Origin of the sequence: Leisingera sp. JC1 (assembly GCF_001679925.1) — a bacterium.
Taxonomy (GTDB): Bacteria; Pseudomonadota; Alphaproteobacteria; order Rhodobacterales; family Rhodobacteraceae; genus Leisingera.
Window position 1 is genome coordinate 1 of the sequence record NZ_LYUZ01000147.1, and the last position, 25,928, is coordinate 25,928.

Annotated in this window: 30 protein-coding genes, 1 tRNA gene and 1 pseudogene; 19 read left to right on the top strand and 13 right to left on the bottom strand. The window is 62.5% G+C overall.

Going from position 1 to position 25,928, the window contains the following annotated elements:
- The 10 genes and pseudogenes from A9D60_RS23295 to A9D60_RS27300 form a co-directional block, all read left to right on the top strand.
- Nucleotides 1–211: transposase (locus tag A9D60_RS23295; protein WP_141117855.1), on the top strand; the 211-nt coding region annotated here is incomplete at its 5' end.
- A gap of 36 nt (nt 212–247) precedes the next feature.
- Nucleotides 248–703 (top strand): annotated as a pseudogene (locus A9D60_RS23300) (ABC transporter permease); the annotation flags it as partial.
- A 20-nt stretch (nt 704–723) separates the two neighbouring features.
- Nucleotides 724–1,761 carry an extracellular solute-binding protein gene (locus tag A9D60_RS23305; protein ID WP_065269795.1) on the top strand — a complete coding sequence of 346 codons (1,038 nt, stop codon included), beginning with the start codon at nt 724–726 and terminating at the stop codon, nt 1,759–1,761.
- Nucleotides 1,762–1,971: 210 nt separating this feature from the next.
- Entirely contained in the window at nt 1,972–2,391 is a 420-nt protein-coding gene (locus A9D60_RS23310) for a group III truncated hemoglobin (RefSeq protein WP_065269796.1), read from the top strand.
- A gap of 73 nt (nt 2,392–2,464) precedes the next feature.
- Nucleotides 2,465–3,211, top strand: coding sequence for a DUF2189 domain-containing protein (locus A9D60_RS23315; RefSeq protein WP_065269797.1), 747 nt, complete (start codon nt 2,465–2,467; stop codon nt 3,209–3,211).
- Between the two features lie 53 nt (nt 3,212–3,264).
- Entirely contained in the window at nt 3,265–4,887 is a 1,623-nt protein-coding gene (ccoN, locus tag A9D60_RS23320; RefSeq protein ID WP_065269798.1) for a cytochrome-c oxidase, cbb3-type subunit I, read from the top strand.
- A gap of 6 nt (nt 4,888–4,893) precedes the next feature.
- Nucleotides 4,894–5,625, top strand: a complete 732-nt coding sequence (gene ccoO, locus A9D60_RS23325) for a cytochrome-c oxidase, cbb3-type subunit II (protein WP_065269799.1) — start codon at nt 4,894–4,896, stop codon at nt 5,623–5,625.
- On the top strand, nt 5,622–5,789 hold the full coding sequence (locus A9D60_RS23330; protein ID WP_039174659.1) for a cbb3-type cytochrome c oxidase subunit 3: 168 nt from the start codon (nt 5,622–5,624) through the stop codon (nt 5,787–5,789). The genes ccoO and A9D60_RS23330 overlap by 4 nt, the downstream gene beginning before the upstream one ends.
- Nucleotides 5,780–6,652, top strand: a complete 873-nt coding sequence (gene ccoP / locus A9D60_RS23335; protein ID WP_065269800.1) for a cytochrome-c oxidase, cbb3-type subunit III — start codon at nt 5,780–5,782, stop codon at nt 6,650–6,652. Before A9D60_RS23330 ends, ccoP begins: the two co-directional genes overlap by 10 nt.
- Nucleotides 6,653–6,692: 40 nt before the next feature.
- Nucleotides 6,693–6,818, top strand: coding sequence for a hypothetical protein (locus tag A9D60_RS27300; RefSeq protein WP_302621863.1), 126 nt, complete (start codon nt 6,693–6,695; stop codon nt 6,816–6,818).
- A 41-nt stretch (nt 6,819–6,859) separates the two neighbouring features.
- Here A9D60_RS27300 and A9D60_RS23340 read toward each other — a convergent pair whose 3' ends face one another.
- Nucleotides 6,860–7,315 carry an RrF2 family transcriptional regulator gene (locus tag A9D60_RS23340; protein ID WP_065269801.1) on the bottom strand — a complete coding sequence of 152 codons (456 nt, stop codon included), beginning with the start codon at nt 7,313–7,315 and terminating at the stop codon, nt 6,860–6,862.
- Nucleotides 7,316–7,423: 108 nt separating this feature from the next.
- Here A9D60_RS23340 and A9D60_RS23345 point away from each other — a divergent pair, with 108 nt between their 5' ends.
- From A9D60_RS23345 to A9D60_RS23365, 5 genes are read left to right on the top strand one after another with little or no spacing between them, the layout of a single operon-like run.
- Nucleotides 7,424–7,933 (top strand): cytochrome C oxidase subunit I, encoded by a 510-nt coding sequence (locus A9D60_RS23345; RefSeq protein ID WP_065269802.1) that lies wholly within the window; start codon nt 7,424–7,426, stop codon nt 7,931–7,933.
- The gene (locus A9D60_RS23350) at nt 7,934–9,394 is read left to right on the top strand and encodes a cbb3-type cytochrome c oxidase subunit I (protein ID WP_065269803.1); all 1,461 of its coding nucleotides are present in this window, start codon (nt 7,934–7,936) and stop codon (nt 9,392–9,394) included.
- Nucleotides 9,394–9,993 carry an SCO family protein gene (locus A9D60_RS23355; protein ID WP_065269804.1) on the top strand — a complete coding sequence of 200 codons (600 nt, stop codon included), beginning with the start codon at nt 9,394–9,396 and terminating at the stop codon, nt 9,991–9,993. The genes A9D60_RS23350 and A9D60_RS23355 overlap by 1 nt, the downstream gene beginning before the upstream one ends.
- Entirely contained in the window at nt 9,990–10,550 is a 561-nt protein-coding gene (locus A9D60_RS23360; RefSeq protein ID WP_065269805.1) for a hypothetical protein, read from the top strand. Before A9D60_RS23355 ends, A9D60_RS23360 begins: the two co-directional genes overlap by 4 nt.
- Nucleotides 10,551–10,556: 6 nt before the next feature.
- Entirely contained in the window at nt 10,557–11,372 is an 816-nt protein-coding gene (locus A9D60_RS23365; RefSeq protein WP_065269806.1) for a formate/nitrite transporter family protein, read from the top strand.
- Between the two features lie 166 nt (nt 11,373–11,538).
- Here A9D60_RS23365 and A9D60_RS23370 read toward each other — a convergent pair.
- The 5 genes from A9D60_RS23370 to A9D60_RS23390 form a co-directional block, all read right to left on the bottom strand.
- Nucleotides 11,539–11,613: transfer RNA gene (locus A9D60_RS23370), tRNA-Glu, on the bottom strand.
- A 104-nt stretch (nt 11,614–11,717) separates the two neighbouring features.
- Complete coding sequence (gene recJ / locus A9D60_RS23375; RefSeq protein ID WP_065269807.1) at nt 11,718–13,457, bottom strand: single-stranded-DNA-specific exonuclease RecJ; 1,740 nt, start codon at nt 13,455–13,457, stop codon at nt 11,718–11,720.
- Nucleotides 13,458–13,570: 113 nt separating this feature from the next.
- On the bottom strand, nt 13,571–14,557 hold the full coding sequence (gene glpX, locus A9D60_RS23380; RefSeq protein WP_065269808.1) for a class II fructose-bisphosphatase: 987 nt from the start codon (nt 14,555–14,557) through the stop codon (nt 13,571–13,573).
- A 156-nt stretch (nt 14,558–14,713) separates the two neighbouring features.
- Nucleotides 14,714–16,000 (bottom strand): homoserine dehydrogenase, encoded by a 1,287-nt coding sequence (locus A9D60_RS23385; protein ID WP_065269809.1) that lies wholly within the window; start codon nt 15,998–16,000, stop codon nt 14,714–14,716.
- A 115-nt stretch (nt 16,001–16,115) separates the two neighbouring features.
- Complete coding sequence (locus tag A9D60_RS23390) at nt 16,116–16,370, bottom strand: hypothetical protein (RefSeq protein WP_083194344.1); 255 nt, start codon at nt 16,368–16,370, stop codon at nt 16,116–16,118.
- A gap of 167 nt (nt 16,371–16,537) precedes the next feature.
- On the opposite strand from A9D60_RS23390, the gene A9D60_RS23395 reads away from it, so the two are divergent.
- Nucleotides 16,538–17,125 carry a TetR/AcrR family transcriptional regulator gene (locus A9D60_RS23395; protein WP_065269810.1) on the top strand — a complete coding sequence of 196 codons (588 nt, stop codon included), beginning with the start codon at nt 16,538–16,540 and terminating at the stop codon, nt 17,123–17,125.
- Nucleotides 17,122–17,601, top strand: coding sequence for a GNAT family N-acetyltransferase (locus A9D60_RS23400; protein ID WP_065269811.1), 480 nt, complete (start codon nt 17,122–17,124; stop codon nt 17,599–17,601). The genes A9D60_RS23395 and A9D60_RS23400 overlap by 4 nt, the downstream gene beginning before the upstream one ends.
- Nucleotides 17,602–17,609: 8 nt before the next feature.
- On the opposite strand, the gene A9D60_RS23405 is transcribed toward A9D60_RS23400, so the two are convergent.
- The 4 genes from A9D60_RS23405 to A9D60_RS23420 all read right to left on the bottom strand — a co-directional run bounded on the left by A9D60_RS23405 (nt 17,610) and on the right by A9D60_RS23420 (nt 21,194).
- Nucleotides 17,610–17,912 (bottom strand): antibiotic biosynthesis monooxygenase family protein, encoded by a 303-nt coding sequence (locus tag A9D60_RS23405; protein WP_065269916.1) that lies wholly within the window; start codon nt 17,910–17,912, stop codon nt 17,610–17,612.
- Nucleotides 17,913–17,982: 70 nt separating this feature from the next.
- On the bottom strand, nt 17,983–18,894 hold the full coding sequence (locus A9D60_RS23410) for a pirin family protein (RefSeq protein WP_065269812.1): 912 nt from the start codon (nt 18,892–18,894) through the stop codon (nt 17,983–17,985).
- 183 nt (nt 18,895–19,077) lie between these two features.
- Complete coding sequence (locus tag A9D60_RS23415; protein WP_065269813.1) at nt 19,078–20,265, bottom strand: reductive dehalogenase; 1,188 nt, start codon at nt 20,263–20,265, stop codon at nt 19,078–19,080.
- A 53-nt stretch (nt 20,266–20,318) separates the two neighbouring features.
- The gene (locus A9D60_RS23420; RefSeq protein ID WP_065269814.1) at nt 20,319–21,194 is read right to left on the bottom strand and encodes a LysR family transcriptional regulator; all 876 of its coding nucleotides are present in this window, start codon (nt 21,192–21,194) and stop codon (nt 20,319–20,321) included.
- A gap of 120 nt (nt 21,195–21,314) precedes the next feature.
- Between A9D60_RS23420 and A9D60_RS23425 the strand changes: the two genes are divergently transcribed.
- Nucleotides 21,315–22,271, top strand: coding sequence for an NAD(P)-dependent oxidoreductase (locus tag A9D60_RS23425; protein ID WP_065269917.1), 957 nt, complete (start codon nt 21,315–21,317; stop codon nt 22,269–22,271).
- Nucleotides 22,272–22,375: 104 nt separating this feature from the next.
- Complete coding sequence (locus A9D60_RS23430) at nt 22,376–22,849, top strand: hypothetical protein (RefSeq protein ID WP_065269918.1); 474 nt, start codon at nt 22,376–22,378, stop codon at nt 22,847–22,849.
- A gap of 29 nt (nt 22,850–22,878) precedes the next feature.
- Here A9D60_RS23430 and A9D60_RS23435 read toward each other — a convergent pair whose 3' ends face one another.
- The 3 genes from A9D60_RS23435 to A9D60_RS23445 are packed head-to-tail and all read right to left on the bottom strand — an operon-like array spanning nt 22,879 to nt 25,656.
- The gene (locus A9D60_RS23435) at nt 22,879–23,499 is read right to left on the bottom strand and encodes a TadE/TadG family type IV pilus assembly protein (protein ID WP_065269815.1); all 621 of its coding nucleotides are present in this window, start codon (nt 23,497–23,499) and stop codon (nt 22,879–22,881) included.
- Between the two features lie 4 nt (nt 23,500–23,503).
- Complete coding sequence (locus A9D60_RS23440; RefSeq protein WP_065269816.1) at nt 23,504–24,040, bottom strand: TadE/TadG family type IV pilus assembly protein; 537 nt, start codon at nt 24,038–24,040, stop codon at nt 23,504–23,506.
- Nucleotides 24,037–25,656, bottom strand: coding sequence for a TadE/TadG family type IV pilus assembly protein (locus tag A9D60_RS23445; protein WP_065269817.1), 1,620 nt, complete (start codon nt 25,654–25,656; stop codon nt 24,037–24,039). The genes A9D60_RS23440 and A9D60_RS23445 overlap by 4 nt, the downstream gene beginning before the upstream one ends.
- Between the last annotated feature and the right edge of the window lie 272 nt (nt 25,657–25,928).

The following is a 25,928-nucleotide window of genomic DNA, read 5'->3' on the forward strand; positions in this document are numbered from 1 at the left end:
TTACACGACCAATGCCATTGAAGCGCTGAACTCGAAAATCCGCCGCGCGGTCCGAACCCGCGGCCATTTCCCCAGCGATGAGGCGGCGGCCAAGTTGATCTATCTGGCGCTGAATGCTACCTCAGCGGAGTGGAAGCGGTCAGTGCGCGAATGGCATGCGGTGAAAAGCCAGCTCGCCATCATGTTCGAGGAACGCTTCCCATTGGCGTAAGAAATGGCGCCGGGGCACAAAATTCCGCACAGTCTCGAGATTGTAACGGCGGTTGCCACGCTGATCTTCTTCAACGCGATCGGCTTCACCCGCGGCTACATGACCATTCTGGTCGCCCACATCGCCTTCTGTATACCCTTTGCCTATCTGCCAATCTCGGCCCGGATGCAGGGGATCGAAGACAGCTATGAACAGGCGGCGATGGATCTTTACGCAACCCGCAGGCAGGCCTTCACCAAGATCCTGATGCCGCTGATGGCACCGGGCATCATCTCCGGCTTCCTGCTGGCCTTCATCGTCTCGCTCGACGACTTCATCATCACCAACTTCGTCAAGGGCGCGGGGGTCGAGACACTGCCAACTGCGATCTTCGGCTCGGTCAAACAGGGCATCAAACCCAATATCATGGCGATCTCGACCATGCTGCTGAGCATCTCAATCGTGATGGTCACCATCAGCTACTTCGTCAGCAAATCCGACAACACAAAATGATCCAACCTGGAGGGAAACACATGAAAAACCTGCTGAAATCCAGCGCTGCGGCACTCGCGCTGAGCGTTGCAGCCAATGCAGCGGCCGCCGAGGGGAAACTGGTGCTGTACCACTGGTTCGAATACATGCCGCAGGAAGTGCTGGACAAGTTCACCGCCGAGACCGGCATCGAGGTGACTATGGACACCTACGATTCCAATGAATCGATGCTGGCAACGCTGAAGGCCGGCGGCATGGGCACCTATGACCTCGCAGTGCCGGGCGACTACATGGTCAGCATCATGGCGGGTGAGGGCCTATTGGACACCATTGCCGATGGCGAGCTGGCGAACAAAGGCAACATTTCCCCGGAGTGGGCCGACCCCAGTTTTGATCCGGGCCGCGCTTCCTCGATCCCCTATCAGTGGGGGTCCACGTCCTTCGCCGTGAACCGCGATGCCTACAGCGGCGACATCCAGACCACCGATATCCTGTTCAATCCGCCGGCGGAGCTGTCGGGCAAGATCAATATGCTGGACAGCCAGGGGGAAGTGATGGCGATGGCCTCGCTGCATATGGGTATCCCGCAATGCTCCACCGACCGGGAACAACTGAAGGCGCTGAATGCGATGCTGCAGGATGCCAAGCAGCATTGGGCCTCCTTCAATTCCGACACTGCCAAGGAAGTGCTGGTGTCGGGAGATGCGGCGGTCGGGCAGATTTATGACGGTTTCGCTGCCAAGGCGCGGGAGGAAGGCGCTAATGTGGAATACGCCTATCCGACCCAGGGCTATGTTGCCTGGATGGACAATGTCGTGCTGCTGAAGGGCGCGCCGAACCGGGAAAACGCGCTGAAGTTCATGGACTTCCTGCTTATGCCGGAAAACATCGCCGCAGTCACCAACTACGCGCAGTATAATGCTGGGGTTACCGGCGTCGCAGAGCACCTTGATCCGGCACTGGCCGCGCAGCCGGAAAAGAACCCCCATGCAAATGCGGGTGAGGGCGTGTTCATCGAGGTTTGCAACCAGGAAACCCAAGCGGTTTATGACCAGATCTGGACCAACCTGAAGAAGTAGTGCCTCTGTTTCCTGGCAAAACTGACTGCCCCGGGCGAATTGCCCGGGGCATGAGCCGAAATTTCTGCCTTGAACAACCACTGTGAAAGAGTTTCCCAGACGCTTGGAAAGAGGCCGGAGCAATGTGCGGTCCTGTTTGCGATTTAAATACGACTTTACAATACCTATTTTTTAATACATGAATGCGGCGTGCATGTATGGAGGGTTGCCATGAAGGATTCGCCGCACAAGCAGCCTTGGATATTCGAGGTGTCAGCCGATGAGATTGCCTTGCTTGTAGCCCGTTTTTATTCCCGGGTTCGCGCGGATGCTGTGCTGGGGCCGGTGTTCAATGCCGCGGTCACCGACTGGCCGGAGCATGAGGCGCGCATTGCTGCCTTCTGGCGCGGGGCGATCCTGCGCGAACCGGGGTATGCAGGCAATCCGATGCAGGTTCATCTGGCCAATCCGGAGATCCGGCCGGAGCATTTCCCGGTCTGGCTGGCCTTGTTCCGCGACACCGCGGAGCGGGAGCTGAGTCCGGAGACGGCCCAGGCCTTTGCCGCCTTGGCCGACCGGATCGGCAAGGGGCTGTCCTACGGGCTGGAAAATTTCCAGCGCGAAGCGGATGTGCCGCCGGTGCTTTCGTGACTTGGATGGCAGAGGCGGTGTGTGGAGTGTGCTATGCTGGCGGCACAGGCCGCAAGTGCGGGGGATAGCAGACATGCCTGATCCACTTTACTCCAAGGCCCGGATCATTGCAGAGCCGCCCGTCCGTGTTGTGCGGCGCTGGCTGGCGGCGGGCTGGGCCGACCTGCGCCGCAATCCCGGATATTCACTGAGTTACGGCGGCGCGCTGGTGCTGTTGGGCTGGTTGGCGGTCTGGCTGCTGTCCGCCACAGGCACCGGCTGGATGCTCTTGCCGCTGCTGGCGGGTGGGGTGCTGGTGGGGCCGGTGGCCACGGTTGGCCTTTATGCGGTGGCCCGCGGGCGGCGCGAGGTGGCCTCGAAAGGTCAGATCGCACTGGTGGGCGCGATCCTGATGGTGTTTGCCCTGACCTGGATCCGGGCCGCGACGGTGCTGTTCGCCATCGTCTATGGCCTCAGGCCATTTGCCGGTTTCGTAGAGACGCTGGTGCTGATGATCAGCACCCCGGCGGGCTGGATGCTGCTGATTTCCGGGTCCTTGACCGGCGGGCTTTTTGCGGCACTGGGGTTTGCGGTCTCGGCCTTCTCCTTGCCGATGCTGGTGGAGCGGCGGATCGACGGATTCTCTGCCATGGGGCTGAGCTTCAACGCCGCCACGCATAATTTCCGGCTGTCGGTCTGGTGGGGGGCGGCGATCACCCTGCTGACCGGGCTGGGAGTGCTGACCGGGCTGCTGGGGCTTGCGGTGATCTTTCCGCTGCTGGGCTATGCGACCTGGCATGCTTATGCGGATCTGTTTCATGGAGGCGGTGATGAAAGTTGACGGCTGGCGCCGGGGAAGCCCGGAGAGATGCCCCATGCTGATGGAGGCCTGTGATGCAGCGTAGAGTTCCGCTCGAAGAAACCGCTATCCTGTGCGCCCTTTGCCTGGTGCTGCTGGGCGGGCTGGCGATCCTGGGCTGGGGTGTGCCGGTGGCCTATGTTCTGCATGGCTGGCTGATTGCACTGGCGGCGGGATGGGGCCTTATGTGGATGCTGAACCGGCTGGGCGAAACCCCGGCAAAGGTGCCGCTTGCCTATAACGACCGGGTGATCCGCTTTGGCGTGGTTGCGGCGCTGATCTGGGCCATCATCGGCTTTGCGGTGGGCGACATCCTGGCCTGGCAACTGGCCTTCCCGGCGCTGAACGGCGATATGGCCTGGACCAACTTCGGGCGCCTGCGGCCGGTGCATACCTCCGGCGTGATCTTCGGCTTTGGCGGCAACGCGCTGATTGCCACCTCGTTTTATGTGGTGCAGCGGACCTCAAGGGCACGGCTGGCGAGCGAGACCCTGCCGTGGCTGGTGTTCTGGGGCTATAACCTGTTCCTGGTGCTGGCGGCCTCGGGCTATCCGCTGGGCATCACCCAGTCCAAGGAATACGCGGAGCCGGAATGGTATGCGGATCTGCTGCTGCTGGTGGTCTGGGTCGGCTATCTGGCGCTGTACCTGAAAACGCTGGCCCGGCGGGCGGAGCCGCATATCTATGTCGCCAACTGGTATTACCTGGCCTTTATTGTGGTGATTGCGATGCTGCACACGGTGAACAACCTGTCGGTGCCGGTCTCGATCGCCTACCCCAAGAGCTATTCGCTGTTTGCGGGCACCCAGGATGCGATGACGCAGTGGTGGTACGGGCATAATGCGGTGGGCTTCCTGCTGACCGCCGGCTTCCTCGGGATGCTCTATTACTTCCTGCCCAAGGCGGTGAACCGGCCGGTCTATTCCTACCGGATGTCGATAGTCGGCTTCTGGGGGATCACCTTCCTGTACCTGTGGGCCGGCTCGCACCATCTGCATTACACGGCGCTGCCGGACTGGGTGCAGTACCTGGGCATGACCATGTCGATCATCCTGCTGGTGCCGAGCTGGGCCTCGGTCTTCAACGGCATCCTGACCATCAACGGCGCCTGGGACAAGGTGCGCACCGACCCGGCAGTGCGGTTCATGATGGTGGCGGTGCTGTTCTACGGGCTGGCGACGTTTGAGGGGTCCTTCATGGCGATCCGCCCGGTGAATTCGCTGAGCCATTACACTGACTGGACGGTGGGCCATGTGCATGCAGGCGCGTTGGGCTGGGTTGCCTTCATCACCTTCGGGGCGATGTACAAGATGGTGCCGTGGGTGTGGAAGCGCGAGGGCGTCTATTCCTTGAAGCTGGAGGCCTGGCACTTCTGGCTCGCCCTGTCCGGCACGCTGATTTACGTCGGCGCAATGTGGAACAGCGGCATTACTCAGTCGCTGATGTGGCAGACCTATGATGCCGATGGCGCTTTCCTCTACTCCTTCCTCGACAGCGTAGTGGAGATGCACCCCTATTACGCCGCGCGCGCGGTTGGCGGGCTGCTATATCTGATCGGCGGCTGTATCGGTGCCTACAACATCTGGATGACGGTGAGCGGGCCGAAGAAGGCCCAAACCCGGCAAGCGGGGCCAATCCCCCGGCAGCCTGCGGAGTGATCAGCCATGAGCACACAGCATCAGAAGCTTGAACGGAATTCTATCGGCTTTGCCCTGGCAATCCTGATGGTGGCCTCGATCGGCGGCCTTGTCGAGATCGCGCCGCTGTTCACCATCGAGAACATGGTGGAGAAGGTGGAGGGGATGCGCCCCTATACGCCGCTGGAGCTGGCCGGGCGTGACATCTATGTGCGCGAGGGCTGTTATGCCTGCCACAGCCAGATGATCCGCACCTTGCGGTCCGATGTGGAGCGCTACGGGCACTACAGCCTGGCGGCCGAAAGTATGTATGACCATCCGTTCCAATGGGGTTCGAAACGCACCGGGCCGGATCTGGCGCGGATCGGCGGCAAGTATTCGGATGCCTGGCACGTTGCGCATCTGGAGGCCCCGCGGGAGTTTGTGGAAGGCTCGGTGATGCCGGGCTATGCCTTCCTGTCGGACACGCGGCTGGCAACCGGCCATTTGCCCGCGGCACTGAAGGCGCCGAGCCGGGCAGGGGTGCCCTATAGCAGAGCGCAGATCGAAAACGCAGAGAAGGACGCGGTCTGGCAGGCGGATTTCGAGCAGAACTACGAAAGCGAGCTGCAGGAGAGCTATGGCGCAAAGGTGCAGGTGCGCGATTTCGACGGTCAGCCCGGGCGGCTGACGGAAATGGATGCGCTGGTCGCCTATCTGCAGATGCTGGGTACGCTTGCCGACCTGGACACGCTGGACCCGGAGGAGGTGAACCGATGACCCATGACGCCGTTCTTGTGTTCTCCAAGACCTGGGGGGCGGTTTACCTGCTGGTGGTGTTCCTGGCGGCGGTGCTTTGGACCTACTGGCCGTCGCGGCGTCGGATCTACGACGATGCCGCGCAATCCCCGCTGGACGGGCGGGAGGACCAGCCATGGCAGTGAAGGAAAAGGACCCGGTTTCGGGCACTGAGCTGACCGGCCACGAGTGGGACGGGATCAAGGAAATGGACACGCCTGTGCCCTGGGCCTCCCGCTGGGCGCTGTGGATCAGTATTGCGGTATCGGTGCTGTTCTGGCTGCTGTACCCGTCGTTTCCGCTGGTCACCGGCTATGCCAAGGGGCTACTGGGCTATTCCACGCGGGCGGAGGTGGCGGCTGCGGTGGATCAGGCGGAGGCGGAACGGGCGCAGGCCTTTGCACCGTTCCAGTCCGCGGATATTGCAGCACTTGCGGCGGACCCGGCGCTTGAGGCGCGCTATGGCCAGGCGATTGGCAAACTTTATGCCGACAACTGCGCCGCCTGCCACACGGCGGAGCTGACGGGTCAGACCGGATTCCCCGATTTGACAGACGGGCATTGGCTGTGGTCCGGCAGCCCGGAGGAGATTGAGTACAGCATCCGTTTTGGCATCAACGCGGCCCATGACGACACCCGCAGCGCCCAGATGCTGGCCTTTGGCGCCGACGGGATGCTGGACAAGGCGCAGGTCAAGGAGGCAGTGGAATTTGTTCTGTCGCTTTCGGGGCAGGCGCATGACGCGGATTTGGCTGAAGCGGGCAGGATGGTGTTTGAGGACAACTGCGCTGCCTGCCACGGCGATGATGGGCGCGGCGGGCTGGAGAACGGCGCGCCGGATCTTGGGGATGGCCAGTGGATCTATGGCGGCAGCCGTGACGACGTCTACCGCAGTGTCTACTATGGCCGAATGGGCGTCATGCCCGCATGGGAGGGCAGGTTGAGCGATGCCCAAATCCGTATGCTGACACTTTATGTGCTGTGGAATGGCAATGATGCCGCCGACTGAGAATAAAACGCCAGAGGAAAACCCGCGTTTCCGCAGGTCAATGTACCTGCTGATACTGGCGCTGCTGACAGGCTACGCCGGGTTCAAGGCCTGGCATCTGTCGGTGGCGTTTGAAGCCTGGAACGGGCAGGTGCTGGAGGGTACGGTTTCCGGCGCTGCCAAGTGAGGAGCGGCTGAAGCGGCCGAGGCCGGGCATGCGGTCGAAGCCTATTTCAAGGCTTGTTCCGCCTCCAACGCCCGGATCAGGTTCCTCATGCCGCGGTTGCCCACCAGCACGTCCTGCAAGGTCTTGCTGTCGAGCGCGGCAAAGAACGCCTCCTGGGCCTCGTTGAGAATCGGCAGCAAGCCGCAGGCTGGGGTCATGACGCAGCAGCCTCCGTCCTCTTTCATGCACTCCACCAGCGGCGTGCCGTGTTCGGATTTCCGCAGCAGCCCGCCGATGGAGATCGCCTCTGGCGACACGGCCAGGCGCATGCCGCCGTTACGGCCGCGGACTGATTCCACATAACCCTCGTGGGTCAGCCACTGGGAAATCTTGGCCAGGTGGTTGAAAGGCAACTGCTGCATCCCGGCAATTTCGCGAGTGGTCATCAGCCCGTCCTCGTGGGTGGCGAGGTGGATCAGGATGCGCAGGGCGTAATCGGAAAACTTGGTGATCTGCATAAGCGTTCATCCCATAATTAATATGCATTGAAAAGACGTATTTTGTTGACACGCATTTGCGGTGTCCAATAATAGGCATTCAAAATACTTATTAAATGGAGGCAGCGCATGCAGCCAGTTGTTCTATTAATCTCGCTGATCCTGATGGCGGCGCTGTCAGCGGTCTTTGTTCTGGCGGTGAGGGCTGCGCGCGACCCGGCGCCGGGTCCGGGCGCCAACGCAAAACGCACCGGGCTGATCTGGGCGATGACAATTGCGGGTGTGATTGTCTCCGTTGCCTCGCTGCGGGAGTGGCCGCACGCGCTGGCCAGCACCGGTGATGCGCTGGAGGTGAATGTCAGCGGCGGCCAGTGGTGGTGGGACATCGACACCACGGAAATCCCGGCTGGCAAGCCGGTCAATTTCAACGTCACCACCGAGGACGTGACCCACGGGATGGGCATCTATGACAGCAGCCTTACGCTGCTGACCCAGGTGCAGGCGATCCCCGGCTACACCACGCAGATCACCTATACGTTCGAGGAACCGGGCAGCTACCAGGTCCTGTGCATGGAGTTCTGCGGGGTGGCGCATCATGACATGGTCAATGAATTCGAAGTTGTAGCGGCGGAGGAGTAAATGAGCACTGCATCCGAAAATTATATCCCCGGGCACGCGGCGGCTGCGCCGCAAGCGGGGGCGGTCAAACTGACAATGATCCTGTCCGGTGCAGTGTTTGCGCTGATGATGGTCTTCGGCCTGATCATGCGCGCGGCGCAGGGCCAGTGGATTGAGCTGGACGCGGCGCTGTTCTACCAGTTGCTGACCGCACATGGCGCGGGCATGGTGGGTACTGCGGCGCTGTCGGGGGCGGCCATCATGTGGTACTTCGGCGGCCGCCATCTGGTGCTGACAGGAGGCATCTTCTGGGCCTTCCTGGGGCTGTTTCTGCTGGGTGTGGTGCTGATTCTCGGTGCCATCTTCATCGGCGGCTACGGCGGTGCCTGGACTTTCCTTTTTCCGCTGCCGGCTCTGTCCGGCGGTGCTTGGGAGGCAGGCGCGGCGGCGGCCTTTATGCTGGGCTATACCGCCATCGGCGTCGGCTTCCTGCTCTATTACCTGGAGTTGGGTCGCCGGATCCATACCCGTTACGGCAGTCTGGCGCGGGCGCTGGGCTGGAACCTGATCCTTGGGCGTGAGGACAATGATCCGCCGCCGCCCGCCATCGTGGCGGCCGCGGCAGTGACCATCTTCAACTCGATCGGCATCATCCTGGGCGCGGCGGTGCTGGCGGCAAGCCTGGTGCATCTGCTGGTGCCGGGGTTCGAGGTCGATGCACTCCTTGCAAAGAACCTGATCTATTTCTTCGGTCATGTGTTCATCAACGCGTCGATCTACATGGCGGTGACGGCGGTCTATGAGATCCTGCCGGAATACACCGGCAAACCCTGGAAATCGAACCGGCTGTTTGCGATCGCCTGGAATGCGGTGCTGATCTTTGTGATGGCGGTTTACTGGCACCATCTGTTGCAAGACGTGGTGATGCCGCCCTGGATGCTGGTGGTGGGGCAGCTGGTCTCCTACTTCAGCGGCATCCCTCTGATTGCGGTCACCGCCTTTTCAACCTTCCTTTATGTGCGCGGCTCCAACATGACCTGGGACCTGGCGTCGGCGTTGCTGGTGCTGTCGGTTGCGGGCTGGTCGGTGGGATCGATCCCGGCCTCCATCGACGGGATGATCAGCGTTAACAAGGTGATGCACAACACCATGTGGGTGCCGGGGCATTTCCACACCTACCTGCTGCTGGGTGAGGTGGCGATGGCTTTTGGTTTCATGGCCTGGCTGGTGCGCGGCAAGACGATTGCCAGGATGAACGGTCTGGACCGGGCGGGCTTTGCCGTCTACCTGGCGGGGGCTGCCGGTTTTGTGACGGTGTTCCTGTTCTCCGGCGCCGCCTCAATCCCGCGCCGCTGGGCGGTGCATTACGAGGAGTGGCTGACCCATGACCGCATCGGCACCTTGTTCAGCGTGCTGGTGGTGCTGGGGACGCTGATCTTTGTCCTGCGCTTTGTAGCGCGGCTGGGGCGGAGCGAAGGCTGATGCTGGCCCGCGCTCTCCCCTCGGTTCTCGCCGCCGTGGCCGGCGGCGGGATCCTGTGGCAGGTGACTGACGGGGCGCAGGCCTTCACCAGCGAAGCGGCGCGGCGGCTGGATGTGGTGCAGTCGCCCCGCCAAGTGCCCGAGGTGCTGCTGGAGGATATGGTCGGCCGCCAGGTGCCATTGCTGCCGCAAGCGGGCGAGGTTGTGCTGGTCGAGTTCATCTACACGGTCTGCGGCGATATCTGCCAGATTTCTGCCGCGGACTTTGCCGAAATCCGCGACCGACTGCGGGCGCAAGGGGCGCGGGTCCGGCTGCTGTCGGTGAGTTTCGATCCTGAGCGCGACACGCCGGAGCAGATGGCCATCTACGGTGATGCCCATGAGGCCGACGGTGTGATGTGGACCGTCGCGCGGCCCAGGCAGAAGGATCTCCCGGGCCTGCTGAAGCTGTTTGATGTGACGGTTATCCCGGATGAATGGGGCGGTTTTCAGCACAATGCAGCGATCCATGTGATCTCGGGCGACGGAAGTTTCTCTGCCGTCTATGACACCGACGCGGTGGAGGCAGTGCTGGCCCATCTCGACGGAGGGCAGCCATGAGGATGATCTGCCTGGGCCTGCTGGCCATGGCGGAAGCTGTGGCCCTGCGCGAGGCGGCGGCGGCCAGCCCGGTTCAGCATGTGCTGGTGCAGATGCCGCTGCTGGTGCTGGCAGGCGTGCTTCTGGGTTGGAACCTGCGCGTGCGGCGCGATTGGGCGGTTCCGCTGTTGCTGACGGCGCTGACGGCATTTCTCTTCTGGATGCTGCCGCGCAGTGTGGACTGGGCGCTGACACCTGCAGGAGAGGCCGCCAAAAACCTGAGTCTGCCGTTGCTGCTTGGCGTGCCGCTGCGCTTGAGCTGGCCCTGGCTGGGTCCGGTCCTGCGCGGCTTTCTCAAGGCCAATGCGCTGTCGATGCTGGGCGTTCTGGGATTCCTCTATACCCATGCCCCGGTGCGGATCTGCAATTCCTACCTGGTGTCTGCTCAACAGGAGCTGGGGTTTGCCTTTCTCTATCTTGCCGCGGCGCTGGCCTGTCTTTGGGCTATCCCGGTTTTGTTCGGGCATCCGAAGTGCGGGTCGTTTGGCACCGCAGGATGTTCCAGATGCGGAGTGTGACGTGACATGACCCATGCTGAAACAGTTCTGAGTTTCGCGCAGCTGGCGCAGAAGAAAAGCCGTCACTTGCGCGCTGATCCGCTGGCCTTTCTGATCCTGGCACTGAAGGCCGGGGCGTTTGTCGGGGCCGGAATCCTGCTGATCTTCTCGGTGGGGCAGGGCATCGAAGGGGCGTTCCGCCCGATCGTCATGGGGGCAAGTTTCGGTATCGCGCTGACGCTGGTGGTATTTGCCGGTGCCGAGCTGTTCACCGGCCACACCATGTACATGACGCAGGGGCTTCTGACCGGGCAAACCGGCTTCTATGACCTGCTGCGCTGCTGGGCGGCCAGCTGGGGCGGCAACCTGGCCGGGGCGCTGCTGCTGGCGGCCTTGTTCACTGCGGGCGGCGGCGGCCTCATTCTGGGCGCAGGCGAGGACGCATTGCTGCACAAGGTGGCTGCCAAGAAGATGCATGGTCCTGCGCTGCAGCTGTTTGCCAAGGCGGTGCTGTGCAACTGGCTGGTGTGCCTGGCCTTGTGGTGCTCGGCACGGGCCAAGGACGACGTGAGCAAGTGCATCATCATCTTTTGGTGCCTTTATGCCTTTATCGCGGCCGGTTTCGAGCACAGCATCGCCAATATGACGGTGTTTTCGGTGGCACTGATGTCGGACCACCCGGACAGCATCTCGATCACGGGGGCGGCCTATAACCTGATCTTTGTCACCCTGGGCAATACCTTTGCCGGGGCTGTGATCATGGGCTGGGGTTACTGGCGCGCAGCCTCCCGTCCGGAGGTCGAAGCCGCTGTTAGGTGCGGCTCTGCTTCAAGCCCAGGCTGAATGGGTGAAAGGTAATAACTCTAAGCGTGTACCGGCGTGAATACGGGAGCCTCTCAGGCCTTTTCCAGTGGTGGAAAGCGGCGGAGAACGGGCTGGAACTGTGAGGTAATGCAATTTCAAAAAGCGCCCTGAATGACGCTCGTTGGTGCGGATCTTTTGGGGAAAGTGGCAGCCCGTAGGGGAATCGAACCCCTCTTTCCAGGTTGAAAACCTGGCGTCCTAACCGATAGACGAACGGGCCACTCTGTGCGTGAGCGGGTATTTAGTTGTAACCGCCGGAACCCGCAAGAGAAAAAATACGCCTTTGTGAAATTTCTTATCCACAGGCGGCAAGCCATTGATAACTCAGGTTTCTGCGGCGTCCTCCAGGCGCAGCTGCGGGCTTTGGCGGCCGCCCCATGTGTTGATTTCCAGCCGTCCGGCAAAATGGAAGCGCGCGCCGCCATGCTCCAGCAGCCGCGGGCCCAGAGCCGTGTCGAAGGCGCCAAAGCAGATTGCGTCAACACCGCCGCCCATGCCGTCGCTGAGGGAGAGCTTCAGGTGGCTTTCGCCCACCTTCTTGGCGAACCTCACCTGCAGATCCGGCAGCGCATAGCGCGGTGCAGGGGCGCCGGCGCCAAACGGGCCAGCCTGTTCGATCTGTTCAATCAGATTCACGCTGGCAGCCCCCGGCATCAGGGCGCCGTCCAGTTTCAGGTCGGCGGGGCCGCCTTCGCCCGCACCTTGTTTGGCCAATAATTCCGTCAGCCGCGCCATCGCAGGTTCCAGCTTATCGCGCATCACGGTGAGGCCCGCCGCCATCTTGTGGCCGCCGCCCTTGACCAGCAGGCCCTCGGCGGCCAGCCGCTGGATTGAGGCGCCGAGGTCGACACCCGAGACCGACCGGCCAGAGCCCTTGCCCTCTTCGCCGTCGAAGCCGATCACGATGGCCGGGCGGTTGGCGCTTTCTTTCAGGCGGGAGGCAACGATGCCAACCACGCCCGGGTGCCAGCCCTCGCCCGCGGCCCAGACCAGCGGGGCCTCCAGGCCGCGTTCCTCCGCCTGTTCCAGCGCGGCGGCGCGCACGGCGTTTTCGATGTCGCGGCGTTCTGTGTTCAGCTCATCCAGCCGTTCCGCCAGGGCAGCGGCTTCATGCGGATTGTCTGTCGACAGCAAACGCGCGCCAAGGTCGGCCTTGCCGATCCGCCCGCCGGCATTGACCCGCGGGCCCAGCAGGAATCCGAGGTGATAGGTGGAAGGTGCCGAATCCATGCGGGAGACGTCGGAGAGCGCCACCAGTCCGGGACGCCTGCGGGCGCTCATCACTTTCAGACCCTGGCGCACCAGCGCCCGGTTGGCGCCGATCAGAGGCGCCACATCCGCCACTGTGGCCAGCGCCACCAGGTCCAGCAGGGCCATCAGATCCGGCCCCTTAGCAGCAGCTTCGCGCAGCTGGCGGCCGGCCTCGACCAGCATCAGGAACACCACGCCCGCTGCACAGAAATAGCCGAGGTCGCCGCTTTCGTCCTGACGGTTCGGGTTCACCACCGCCACGCAGTCCGGCAGCGTTTCGCTGCCCAAGTGGTGGTCCAGCACGATCACGTCGGCGCCTTTCGCAGCGGCAATCGGTTCGTGGCTCAGCGTGCCGCAATCGACACAGATGATCAGGTCATGGGCGGCGGCAAGCTCCTGCATGGCCGGAACATTGGGGCCATAGCCCTCGTCGATGCGGTCGGGAATATAAAGCGTTGCCTCCAATCCCATTTGCCGCAGCCAGACAATCAGCAGCGCGGCCGAGCTGCCGCCATCAACGTCATAGTCGGCAAAGACCGCAATCCGCTGTTTGCGCCGCACCGCTTCAAGGAAGCGGGCAGCGGCAGCCTCCATGTCCTTCATCTCGCGCGGGTCGGGCAGCAGCTCTTTCAGCTTTGGCTCAAGAAACCCCTTGGCCTCCATCGCCGGCACGCCGCGCCGGGCCAGAACCTGGCAGACAGAGCGGGGCAGGCCGGTCTGCTGCGCCATCATCTCGGACGCGCGGTCCACCTCGACCCCGGGGCCGACCCAGCGGCGGCCGGTCAGGGACTGCTCAACACCCAAAAAGCTCATGCGTCTGCCCTCATGTGCAAAGGCCGGACCCAAGCGGATCCGGCCCTTTCATCTTTCCTGAAATACTCCCGCCGGAGGCAGCGGCGCAAGCCGCTCCCCGGCCGCTGGCCAGTTTACTTTTGGTGCGGTTCCAGCGGCGTGCGGTAGGACATGCGGCGCACGGAACCGGTTTTCGAACGCATCAGCAGGGTGGTGGTTTCGACCCAGCCCGGAGTGCGCTTGATCGACGGCAGCAGCGAGCCGCCGGTCACGCCGGTGGCGGCAAAGATCACGTCCTGGGTGACCATTTCGTCGCGGGCATAGATCCGGTCCAGGTCGGTGATGCCGGCCTTGGCGGCGCGGGCTTTCTCGTCATCATTGCGGAACAGCAGGCGGCCGAAGATCTGGCCGCCCATGCACTTCAGTGCCGCCGCTGCCAGCACACCCTCAGGTGCACCGCCCTGGCCCATATACATGTCGATGCCGGTCACATCGCTTTCGGCGCAATGCATGACCCCTGCCACGTCGCCGTCGGTGATCAGGCGGATGGCCGCGCCGGTTTCACGCACTTCGGCAATCATCGCTTCGTGGCGCGGGCGCTCCAGGATGCAGACGGTGATGTCGGACGGGGCGCAGCCTTTGGCCTTGGCCAGCGCCTCGACACGCTCGCGCGGCGACATGTCCAGCGAGACGACGCCTTCGGCGTAACCCGGGCCGATTGCCAGCTTGTCCATATAGGTGTCCGGCGCGTGCAGCATGGAGCCGCGCGGGCCCATGGCGATCACGGTCAGCGCATTCGGCATGTCCTTGGCGGTCAGGGTGGTGCCTTCCAGCGGGTCCAGCGCGATGTCGACGCCGGGGCCGTTGCCGGTGCCGACTTCCTCACCGATATACAGCATCGGGGCCTCGTCGCGCTCGCCTTCGCCGATCACCACCACGCCGGCGATGTCCAGCAGGTTCAGCTGCTCGCGCATGGCGTTGACGGCGGCCTGGTCGGCGGCTTTCTCGTCACCGCGGCCGATCAGCGAGGCAGAGGCCAGCGCGGCCTGTTCGGCAACGCGGGCGAGGCCCAGCGACAGCATACGGTCATGAAAGGGCGCGTCAGAGGTGTTCGATGTCATACCGGAAATCCTGTCTCAACGGGTCAGATGTGAATGGGCGTTCCAAGCCGAATAGCGCGGGGCGGGGCAGGCTCGCAAGAGGCGATAGGGGGCACGGCGGCAGGAAATCCCAGCCGCAGCGCGTAAATAGGCTCAAAATTGCCCCTTTGGCGCAGATCAGACCTCTTCGATGCGCAGGGCAACGGGGGTGCCGTCGACCACATCGGTGGCAGAGAGGCCCTCAAGCGCGATGTCCAGGGTGGCGCGGGTGCATTTGTGGGTCACGAACAGCACTGGCGCCACCGGCGCCTTATGGCTGTACTGGCGCATCCGGTCGATCGACACGCCGGCCTCGCCCAGAATGGCTGCAACTTTGGCGAGCGCGCCGGGTTTGTCCAGCAGTCCCATGCGCAGATAGAACGGCGCAGGCAGGCCGGTCTGGGCGGCGGGCACTTCCTGCAGGGTGCTGGCGGGCTGGCCGAAGGTGGCAATGCGCAACCCGCGGGCCAGGTCGAGGATATCGCCCATCACGGCGCTGGCGGTGGGGCCTTCGCCGGCGCCGGGGCCGCGCAGCACGACCTGCTCGATGGAGTCGCCTTCGATCACCACCATATTGGTGCCGCCTTCCAGCTGGCCCAGCGGCGAGTCGGCCGGCACCAGGCAGGGCGACATGCGCTGTTCCAGTCCGCGGGCGGTGCGTTGCGCCACACCCAGCAGCTTGATGCGGTAGCCCATGTCGGCGGCGTCGCGGATATCTTCCAGCTGGATGCGCTGGATGCCTTCCAGTTCAACCTTCTCAAACGCTGGTTTGGTGCCAAAGGCGATGGAGGCCAGCAGTGCCAGCTTGTGGCCCGCGTCGATGCCGCCAACGTCCAGGTTCGGGTCGGCTTCCAGATAGCCCAGGCGGCCGCATTCTTCGAACAACGCGTTGTAGCCCTGGCCGGTGGCCTCCATCTGGGTCAGGATGTAGTTGCAGGTGCCGTTCATCACCCCCATGACGCGGGTGATTTCATTGCCGGCCAGGCCTTCGGTCAGGGATTTGATCACCGGGATGCCGCCGGCGACGGCAGCCTCGAAGCGGATCACCCGGCCCGAAGCCTCGGCCTGTTCTGCCAGTTCCTGGCCGTGAATGGCCAGCAGCGCCTTGTTGGCGGTGACCACATCCTTGCCCGCGGCCAGGGCGGCCTCTGTTGCGGCCTTTGCAGCGCCTTCGTGGCCGCCCATCAGTTCGACAAAGACGTCAACGTCGCCGCGTACGGCCAGCGCCACCGGATCGGTCTCCCAGGCGTAATCCTTGAGCGGCACGCCTCGGTCCTTGTTCGGATCCCGGGCCGACACGGCGGAGATTACTATAGGGCGTCCGGTCCGAGCCTCCAGCAGCGCCGCGTGACGGCGGATGATTTTCACCACGCCGATGCCGACGGTGCCCAAGCCTGCAATCCCTAGGCGTAGCGGTTCTGTCATGGCTGGAGGTCCTTTGTCCGAAACTTGTCCGCCCCGCCTTAGCGGGTTCGGCGCAGGCGTGCAACGCCGCCGCGAAACAAGGCCCTTCAGGGCAGGCAGGAATGCCGCGGAGAGGTCAGAGTTCGGCGTTTTTGACGGCTTCTGCGCGGCGCTTCAGGCGGTTGCTGCGGGCGTCGAGCTCCTCCTGCAGGTCCTGGCTGGCCTGCTGCGGCGGATCCAGCGGTTCCAACGCGTCATCCAGCGGCAGGAGGTCGGGATATTCCGCGCCGCGCAGGTCCGGGGTCAGCCGGTCCTCCAGTTCAGGCACCCGGGTGCAGGCGGCGGCTGCCGTCACGGCCAGAAAAATTGCGATCTGTGTCCAAAGCTGCATTGCCCAAACCCCATGCTCTGCTGGGCCGGTTGTAGGAGGTCCGGCGGGCTGGCACAATTGAATTCCCGCAGCGTTTGCGGCATGTTCCTGCAGCCGCGGGCTGATAGAGGCAAGGGGCGGCGGCATTCGCTCTTTTTTCTGAACATCTGTTCAGTTATTGTCGGCCCATGGCACGCACCCAAGGTTCCCACTCCGATATCACCGGCCCCCGCATCCGCGAGGCGGCCCTGCGGCTGTTTGCGCAGCATGGTTATGCCGCGGTTTCGATGCGCCAGATCGCCAAGGAGGTCGGGGTGCAGGCGGGGGCGCTGTACAATTACACGCCCGACAAGCAGAGCCTGCTGTTCAATCTGATGGCAGGCCACATGGAAGAGCTGCAGGCAGCCTGGGATGCAGTGCCGCAGTCGGACAGCGCGCTGGAACGGCTGCGTGCCTTCACCGGCTTTCACATCCGTTTTCACCTGGAGCGCCCGGATGCAGTGTTCATCGCCTATATGGAGCTGCGCAATCTGACGGAGGAGAATTTCACCGTCATCGAATCGCTGCGCCGGGACTACGAGAACGGCGTAGAAGGGATCCTGAAAAAAGGGGTCGAGCAGGGCGTGTTCGCCATTCCCGACACCAAGATCGCGACGCTGGCGGTGATTGCGATGCTGAACGGGGTCAACACCTGGTACCGCTCAGAAGGGCGGCTGTCGCTGGACGAGGTGGAGCGGGTCTATTGGGGAATGGTGCAGAAGGCGGTCAGCACATGAGCCTGCTGGATCTGAAAACCGGCCGTCTGCGGGCCGCCCCCTGGCAGGATTTGACGGCGGCGGAGCTGGCGGGCCTGTTTGCGCCGAAGGTGGTGCAATGGCTGCCGGACGGGTTTCAGGCACAGGGCAGCGATCAGAGCCGCCGCGAATTCCTCGCGGCGGTGTCGCAGCAGGCCGAAGTGGCGGCCCTCTGCAATGCGGCGGGCGAAGGTGTCGGGCTGATCATCTTGTCCTTTCCGGAAGAGGGCAGCAGCATCCGGAACCTGGGTTATCTCTTTGCCGAATCCGCCTGGGGGCAGGGGCTGGCCAGCGAACTGATTGGCGGATTGCAGGCACATTTCCGCGGCAGCGGCGTCACGCTGTCCGGTGGGGTCATGCAGGAAAACGCGGCCTCGGCCCGGGTGCTGCAGAAATCTGGTTTCACGCCGGAGCCTGCGGGGGCGGAGACCGTGTACAGCTGGTTTTCCGGCGTCTGACGGCCTGATCAGCTCAGCAGTCCCAGCATGTCGTAGTGGTCGATCTGACGGCTCAGCACCATCGGGTCCTCTTCGGGCAGAACATGCGGCTGTTCCCAATCCTCGCCGGCAAAGGCTTGCAGCGCTTCGATGCTTTCCCAGACCATCACTACACAGAATGTGGCGGGGGATTCGGGTCGCGGAAGCCCTGCGGTGACAGAGACAAGCCCTGGTTGGCGGCGCACATGCGGCACAGCGGTATCGGTCAGAAAATTCTTGAATTCTTGGACCTTGTCGTCGCGAACGGTGGCACGGAACACCCGTATGATCATCACTCCCCCCATCGGTCATTGGACAGGGGGAGTATAGCACATCAAGCGTGCGTTTGGCGGGCCGATGCAGTCAGTGCGCAGGCTTGATGAATGTGCCGTTGCGCAGGTCGCGGAAGGCCTGTTGCAGTTCGGCCTGCGTGTTCATCACGATCGGCCCGTGCCATGCCACTGGCTCGTTGATCGGCGCGCCGGAGATCAGCAGGAAGCGCACGCCCTCCGGCCCGGCCTGCACGGTGATCCCGTCGCCGGTGCCAAAGCGGATCAGGGTGCGGTCGCCGGATAGGTCGCGGATGTTGACCTCCTGGCCTGCGACTTCCTTCTCCAGCAGCACGCCTTGCGGAGCGGAGGCATCGGCAAAGGCCGCTTTGCCTTCGAACACATAGGCAAAAGCCCGGCGGTAGGTGTCGATCGGCAGAGTCTTTTTCACCCCTGCCGGGATGAAGACGTCCAGATACTGCGGGTCGGCGGCGATGCCGTCGACCAGGCCGCGCTTGCCCCAGAAATCGCCGGCGATCACTTTTACCCGGGTTCCGTCGTCATCGATAGTCTCGGGTATTTCGGTGCCTTTGATGTCCTGGTAGCGCGGCGCGGTCATCTTCTGGCTGGCGGGCAGGTTGCCCCACAGCTGGAAGCCGTGCATCTGGCCCTTGGCGTTGCCCGCGGGCATCTCCTGATGCAGGATGCCCGATCCCGCGGTCATCCATTGCACGTCGCCTGCGCCCAGGGTGCCCTCGTTGCCCAGCGAGTCTCCGTGCTCCACCGTGCCTGCCAGCACATAGGTGATGGTCTCGATGCCGCGGTGTGGATGCCAGGGGAAGCCGCGCAGGTAGTCCTCCGGGTTTTCGTTGCGGAAATCGTCGAACAGCAGGAACGGGTCCAGTTCCGACGGATCCTGAAAGCCGAAGGCGCGGTGCAGTTTGACGCCCGCGCCCTCCGTATGGGGCTGGGCGGCGCGGGTTTCGAGGATGGGTCTGAGGGACATATCAATGCCTCCTGTAAACATTGATTGCGGCTAAGATAGGGTGTGCAGAGCCGCGAGGGAACCGGGGCGATCTCACGCGCCCTGTGCGCGGGTGAACAGAAAGCCGGGCAGCCCGAAGGGCTAACCGGCCCAACGGGGCGCGGTGCCGGAGGCGCCAAGGACGGGCGGGCGCCCTCGCGCTTGTCAGTCCTGAGCGGGAGAGGATGCCGCCCACCAGTCAGCGGGTTTGCGCCGGCCGCCATGCCTTGCGGCCAGCCGCAGGGCCAGCTTGCGCAGCGGGCCAAGCGACAGTTTCAGCCACAGCCGGTTGCGGAGCCTGGAATAATCCCGGTTGAACGGGCAGACCCGCATGCAAATGGCGCAGTCCGAGGACATCTTGGCCCAGAAAGAAAAACACTTCTCGGCGTCAGAGGTCCATTTCTTCACACCCTTGATCGCTGAGACATTGGCAGTTTCAGTGGAGGGCGGCCCGTAGGGCAAAGCCTTCACCGGGCAGGCGTCGGCGCACTTGGTGCAGATGTTGCAAAACTCTTTCACACCAAGAGGTTGCGGCACATCATGTACCAGCGGCAGATTGGTGAAGATCTTGGAGAAACGAAGGCGCGGTCCGAACTCAGGCGTAATCACCATCTGGTTGCGGGCGTATTCGCCGAGGCCTGCCTTCACCGCGTAGGGGATCACTAGGCCGGTATCGTTCATAGACGGAACCGCCTCGTAGCCCAGATTGCGGATATAGGCAGCAAGCTGCATCACGATGGAGGCTTCGTGGCTGTATTCCCGTCCCGTTGCGGCGCCGGCCAGGGCGGAAGGGTAGGTGGCCACCAGGTCCTTGTCCATCTCATGGCCCAGCACGATCACGCTGGTCAGCCCTTCGGGCAGGTCATGCGGCGCCTCGGACATATCGCGGGCATCGACGCGGGAAGTGTAGATCCAGCGGTCATCCATGTCAGTGATGCCGCACAGGTTGGCGCCGAAGAACATGGCAATGCGCTTCACCTCGGCGGACATCTTTGCCGGATCGTCGATCTCCACCGCCTCCTTTGCCACCGGGGTGTCAGGGCGGATGGCGGCCTGGAACCCTTCGCGGATGCCATCCTGCGCCCGGCGGGAGGAGACCACGTCGGAAATCAGCCAGGCCGCGTTGCGCAGGGCAAAATCGCGCTGAGTGAACCCGTCGCCGCGCCGGGGGGCGGCTTCCATCCGGTAGGACGAGAAGAATTTTGCTGTGTGCTTGGACTTCACCCGGTCATCCCAGAACGCACGGGTGAAGATGTCGTTGCGTTGCGTGAACCGCTCAAAATCATCGGTGACTTCGATTCCTGCGGCTGCATCGCCGTCGCGCTGGGGCGGGTTGTTCTGGGGCCAGGGCATGGGCGGACGCTAGCGGGCAGTCCGCGTTCCGGCAAGGGGCGCAGCGCAGGCAATCAACAGAACAAGGAGACGACCCAGTCCCGCACCATGGCAACCTCAGCGCTGTTGGGGGCTTCGCCGGCGGCTGGCATCAGATAGTGGCCCTGGCCCATCGGGATCTCTGCGCCCGCCACAGGCGCCAGACGGCCCAGCGACAGCGGCAGTTCGGCATAGCGGCGCATCAGCATGGCAACACCGGCGCCGGAGGCTGCCATTTCAATCGCGGCCAATGAAGTATCGACATAGAGCGGTGCGGAGCGGTCCTTGAGCGGAACGCCCGTCTGTTCGGACAGGCGCAGCCAGTGATCCTGGTAGCCGTGGATGTGAATAAGCGTCTGGCCAAATAGCTGGTCCACCGATTTCAGCTGCTCTGCCAGTTGCGGTTGTGCCACGGGAATCACGCTTTCGGTTGCCAGCAGATGCGCGCGGCGGTCGAACCAGCCAGACGGGCCCAGCCGCAGGTCTATTTCAACGTCCTCGTCCTGGGTGCTGTCGGCCCAGACGGCGGAGATCAGCCGGATGCGGATATGCGGATGAGCGCTGTGAAAGGCGCCCAGCCGCGGCGCTAGCCACAGGACCGCGGTGGAGACCGGCGCCCGCAGGGTCACGGTCCGGGTCTGGGCATGGCCCAGCAGACCGCGGGTGGAATAGGCGATGTCGGTCAGCGCCTGCGCTACCGAGGGGTAGTAGGCGTGGCCCAGTTGCGTCAGCTCCAGGTGCCGGGCGCGGCGGATGAACAGGGTGATGCCAAAGCTTTTCTCCAGGCTGCGGACCTGGTGGCTGACCGCGGCCTGTGTCAGGCCCAGTTCCTCCGCCGCGGCAGTGAAGCTTTGCAGGCGGGCGGCGGCCTCAAAGGCGCGCAGCCAGACGAGGTTGGGCAGATCGGACATTGTGTTGCAAAAAATCTTTGGGTCAGGACGCGTTATTATTCGTTTTTGTTTTGGCTTTGGTCAAGCTAGCCATTTCCCAAGCGATTACCCCGGAAGGAGAAACGGGATATGAAAACGGATATGAAGATCGGCTTTATCGGCCTCGGCAATGTTGGCGGCAAGCTGGCGGGCAGCCTGGTGCGCAACGGGCTGGATGTGGCGGTGCATGACCTGGACGCGGCGCTGGTGGAAAAGTTTGTGGCGCGCGGGGCCAAGGCAGGCGGCAGTCCGGCGCAGATGATGCAAGACTGCGATGCGGTGATCACCTGCCTGCCCAGTCCGGCGGCCTCTGATGCGGTGGTCACCGAAATGCTGCCGCATGTGCAGCCCGGCAAGATCTGGATGGAAATGTCCACCACCGACGTGGCGGAGGTGAAGCGCCTCGGAGCCCTGATCGCCGAGCGCGGCGGCGAGGCTGTTGATTGCCCGGTCTCCGGTGGCTGCCACCGCGCTGATACCGGTAATATCTCGATCTATGCGGGCTGCGAGCGGGCTACCTTCGACCGCATCCTGCCGATCCTGACCACCATGGGTCGCCGCATTCTGCATGTGGGCGAGATCGGCAACTCTTCCACCCTCAAGGTAATGACCAACTACCTGGCCAACCTCAACCTGCTTGCCGTCATGGAAGCGCTGACGGTGATGAAGGCCTGTGGCATGGATCTGGGCATGACATTCGAGGCGATCTCGATGTCGTCGGGCACCTCCTTTGCGCATGAGACCGAAAGCCAGCTGATCCTGTCGGGTTCGCGTGATGTGAACTTCACCATGGATCTGGTGATGAAGGACATTGGCCTGTTCCAGACCCTGGCCGACCGCCACAACGTCCCGCTGGAACTGTCGCCCCTGATGATCGAGATGATGAAGGACGGCCAGCGCCGCTATGGCGAGCGGGCGCAGTCCGACCGGATGATTGAGCGTCTGGAGGAAGCTACCGGCTTGTCGATCACCGCGCCAGGCTTCCCTCAGGAATTGATCGACGACGAGCCGGAAGAGCCGGGCTATGAGGTGGTCGTGCGCCGCGCTGCTGCGGAATAAGTTTCCCCGAACAGCACGGCTGCATTCAGCCCCCGGTGTGCCGGGGGCTGTTTTCTTTTGCCGATCCGGTCTATGCCCGGCGGGGCAACAACGGGGAGCAGCATATGAGCAACGAAGTTCTGGCGACGATTGAGGCCTCAGCCAGCCGGCGTGTGATGGGCACGGCGATGCTGGGGTTGACGGGCTGCCTGCTGGTCTATGTGGCCTTTGCTGCACCGCCCTCGCCAGCCTGGCTGGTGTTCCTGGTGGCGGTTGGCGCAGGTGCCCTTTGGCTGGCCCTTCGGATGTGGCAGGCGACTGTACACCGGATTGAACTGACGGCTGAGGAACTGCGCTGCTCGGACGGGCAGGTTATCGCGCGGGTGGCGGATATCGAGGCCATCGACCGCGGCTTCTTTGCCTTCAAGCCGTCAAACGGTTTTCTGGTCCGCACCGGCACTCCCGGCAGCCGGACCTGGATGCCGGGGCTGTGGTGGCGGTCCGGCCGCCGGATCGGCATTGGCGGCGTGACGCCGGGATCGCAGGGCAAGGCCATGTCAGAAATTTTGGCCGCGATGCTGGTGCAGCGCGGCCAATAAGGTGCGGTTATGCTGTCTGGTGGACGGGCTTAGTCCGTGCCGCCAGTGTCGTCGTTGTGATCGCCACCGCCGCTGACGCTCCCTTCGAAAACAACCTGAGGCGCAAAGCGCGGGCGGGTGAAGACGAAGTTCTGGATGTCCAGAAGCGGAAGGCCGATATTGAAGACGGGATGGACTTCGTTCGAGGTTTCCACGACGATGACGCGTTCCTGATCCTGCATGGACGGCAGTTTTTCTTGGACGGTGCTGATGGAACCGTCGTTCCATTCGGTGAAGGAAGTGCCGCGGACTTTGGACCAGTCCACATAGTAACGCTGATCGTCTTCGTCCCAGCGCACGACGGAAATACGTGTAGACAGGGAAGAGTCACCGCGCACGAGCTCGATAGCGAGCGAATGCATGCTGTCGATGTAGGTCTCGTTCACGTAGTTGGTTTCGCGCGAGATCAGGTCAGAGACCGTGTAGGCCGCTTTCAGATTGACGTTCTCCTGACGGAAGGCATCAAAGAAAGTGTAGATCGCAGCGAATGTGAACATCAGCAAAGGCGCGTAGATGGCGAACTCCATCGAGACGTTGCCCTTGGTGCTTTCTACGAAGCCGCGCAGCGGCCGCGGGGTCCGGTTGGACAGGCGGGAAAATAGCGTCAGCATGGCGTTACCTCGGTTCCTGGACAAATGCGGAGGATGCAATCAGCTGAATGCGTCCATCCTCATCTTGTGCAATGTGAGAGGCCAGACCCCAGGTCGGGAAGATCGGGTTGAACTTCATGCAGGCCCGGATGAACATCAGCTCATTGGACTGGCCGTTTTCAAAGCGGCGCACGGGCTGGACGTCGTCAATGACGTCGATGCAATCCGGTGTCGGATCGATTTCTGCCATGTCGAATGGGTCCAGGCGAAGCAATTCCAAGCGGAGTGAATCCGAGCAATCGCTGATGAAACCTGAGCGGGCGCAGATTGTATCGCGCAGCTGATCGTGCTGCATGTTGGCGCCCGTGTTCAGGCGGATGTCGCGGACAGTCTGATCCACGGCGCGTTCCAGCTGCGAATGGCGCAGGTTGATGATGCCCAATTCGACCGAAGCCAGCAGGATCATCAGGAAAGCGGGGATGATGATGGCAAACTCCATTGTAGCATTGCCATCCTCACGGTGCCGGAACCGGCGCAGGGCGGTTTGGATGCGGTGTGTCATTGGGTGAGCCTCAGCTGACGGATGGAAGTCGCAATGGATGAGAAGGCATCTGCAATTTCCAGTCCTTCCACATCAAAGAAGTGAGCCGGGGAACTGGCGCAGTCTTGCAGCACCGATACCCCGTCGCTGGGCGCTTCGAACCCGATGGTGTAGACGATGATGCCCTGGTCTTTGGCGGCCTGGCAGATGCTGCGGGTACGCGCGTTCTTCGTCGAGTTGGAGTAGTAGTCGTAGACGCCGTAGTACCAAGCGTTGCGAGCGGAGCTGGTGCCCATCCAGTCGCGGTAAAGATTGTAGTAAAGGTATTTCAGCGACGTAAAGGCGAACAGGTCCGAATAGCTCAGCCGTTGCGGGTTGTCTCCGTAAGGCTCGTCCTTCCAATAGGAGGATACGTCGTGCCAATAGTACTTTCCGTTGGACGGATTGTAGGTAGAGTAGCGTTTGGTTGATGCGTCATACCAAACTTCGGAGTCGCCTTCGCGGTGATCGCTTTCGACGTAGTACTGCGATGTGTTCTGACCGTCGGTCATCAGCACGATAACCTTCACGGTGTCGGTGTCGGTGTAATCGGATGGCCGGGCAGAAAAGTCGCTGGGCACTGATGCATCCGAGCCTGTGGCCAGCGCATTGATGGCGGGCCGTGCAGACGGGTCAAGCAGGGTTGTGCCCCATTTCATGCCAATGTCGATTGAAGTGTTGCCGCCGCCCCAGAAACTGTCGATGTAGTTTTTGAGAACTGTAGCATCCTTTTGGTACGGCAGGATCTCGCGGGTCGGGTCGTCCTCGCAGACCGGTGTGCTCACCAGCCGGGGACTGGAATACCGGGTCCGGTTGTCATAGCTGGTGCTGTCCCAAGGTGTGAAGTGCATGGTGCCTTCCAGTTCCTCGGTCTGCGACAAGGATGCCGACTGAAAATCCGCAGCTGAGAAATTCACGCAACGGGAATACGTCGTGCTGCCCGGGGTGGATATGTTGTACTGGTTGTACAGATCTTCCGGCACAGAAACCTGGGTGGCGTACGGCACGATGGAAATCGACATCTTGCCGTCGGTTGTGTTGGCCTCCATCGTGTCGATGAATTCTTTCGCCGCGATTTTCAGGTTGGTCAGCCGGCTGTTGGACCTCATCGATCCGGAAACGTCCAGAACCATAGAAATTTCCACACCGTCGATGCTCTCTTCGGCGCGGGAGTGAGCGTAGATCGGCAGGTCGCCGAGGCCGGCGAATTGCGCAAGATGAACCGGGAACGTCGCATTCACCGTTGTTTCGACGCTTTTGTAACCCAGCGTCTCTTGCACTTCGGGGTCGCTGTAGTACTCGCCCAGACCTGCCTTGGCGAGGTAGTCTAGAACGACGGCTTCCGGCTCTTGCAATTGGTCCATATCTGCGGCGGCAAGCACTGCACGGTCCAGCGTGTACTGCAGGGTAGTGCGGTCCCGCTCCATGCGCATCAGGTCGACACCGAGGCCGCCTGCCGCAAGCATGATGAGCAGAGTGATAATCATCGGTTTTGCCAGAACGCCATCCTCTTCCCGAAGGAAGCCTTTGGCCTTGTTCAGGCAGCGCAACATGAGCGGATTGCTCAGCGCAGTTGAATTCTTGTGGTGCTTACTCATTTAAATACCCCCTTCCGGCTGGGGAACGGGCCAGCTCGGCTTCTGCAGCGGAATTCCATTAATTAATGCTTGGTAAAGTAGGCGGAAATGGGGCGGAATTTGGCCGAAAACCCTCCCATTGTTGCGGTCTTTGACGCTAATCCTGCGTGATTTCCGAGGGTTGTGGTGCGGGGTTGGACAATCGCTGTTTGGATAACGGCGAATCATACGCCGCATGCCGGGAAATGATTCTTTTTGGCCGCAAATGGTCAAAAAGGTCGCACTCCTTAAGT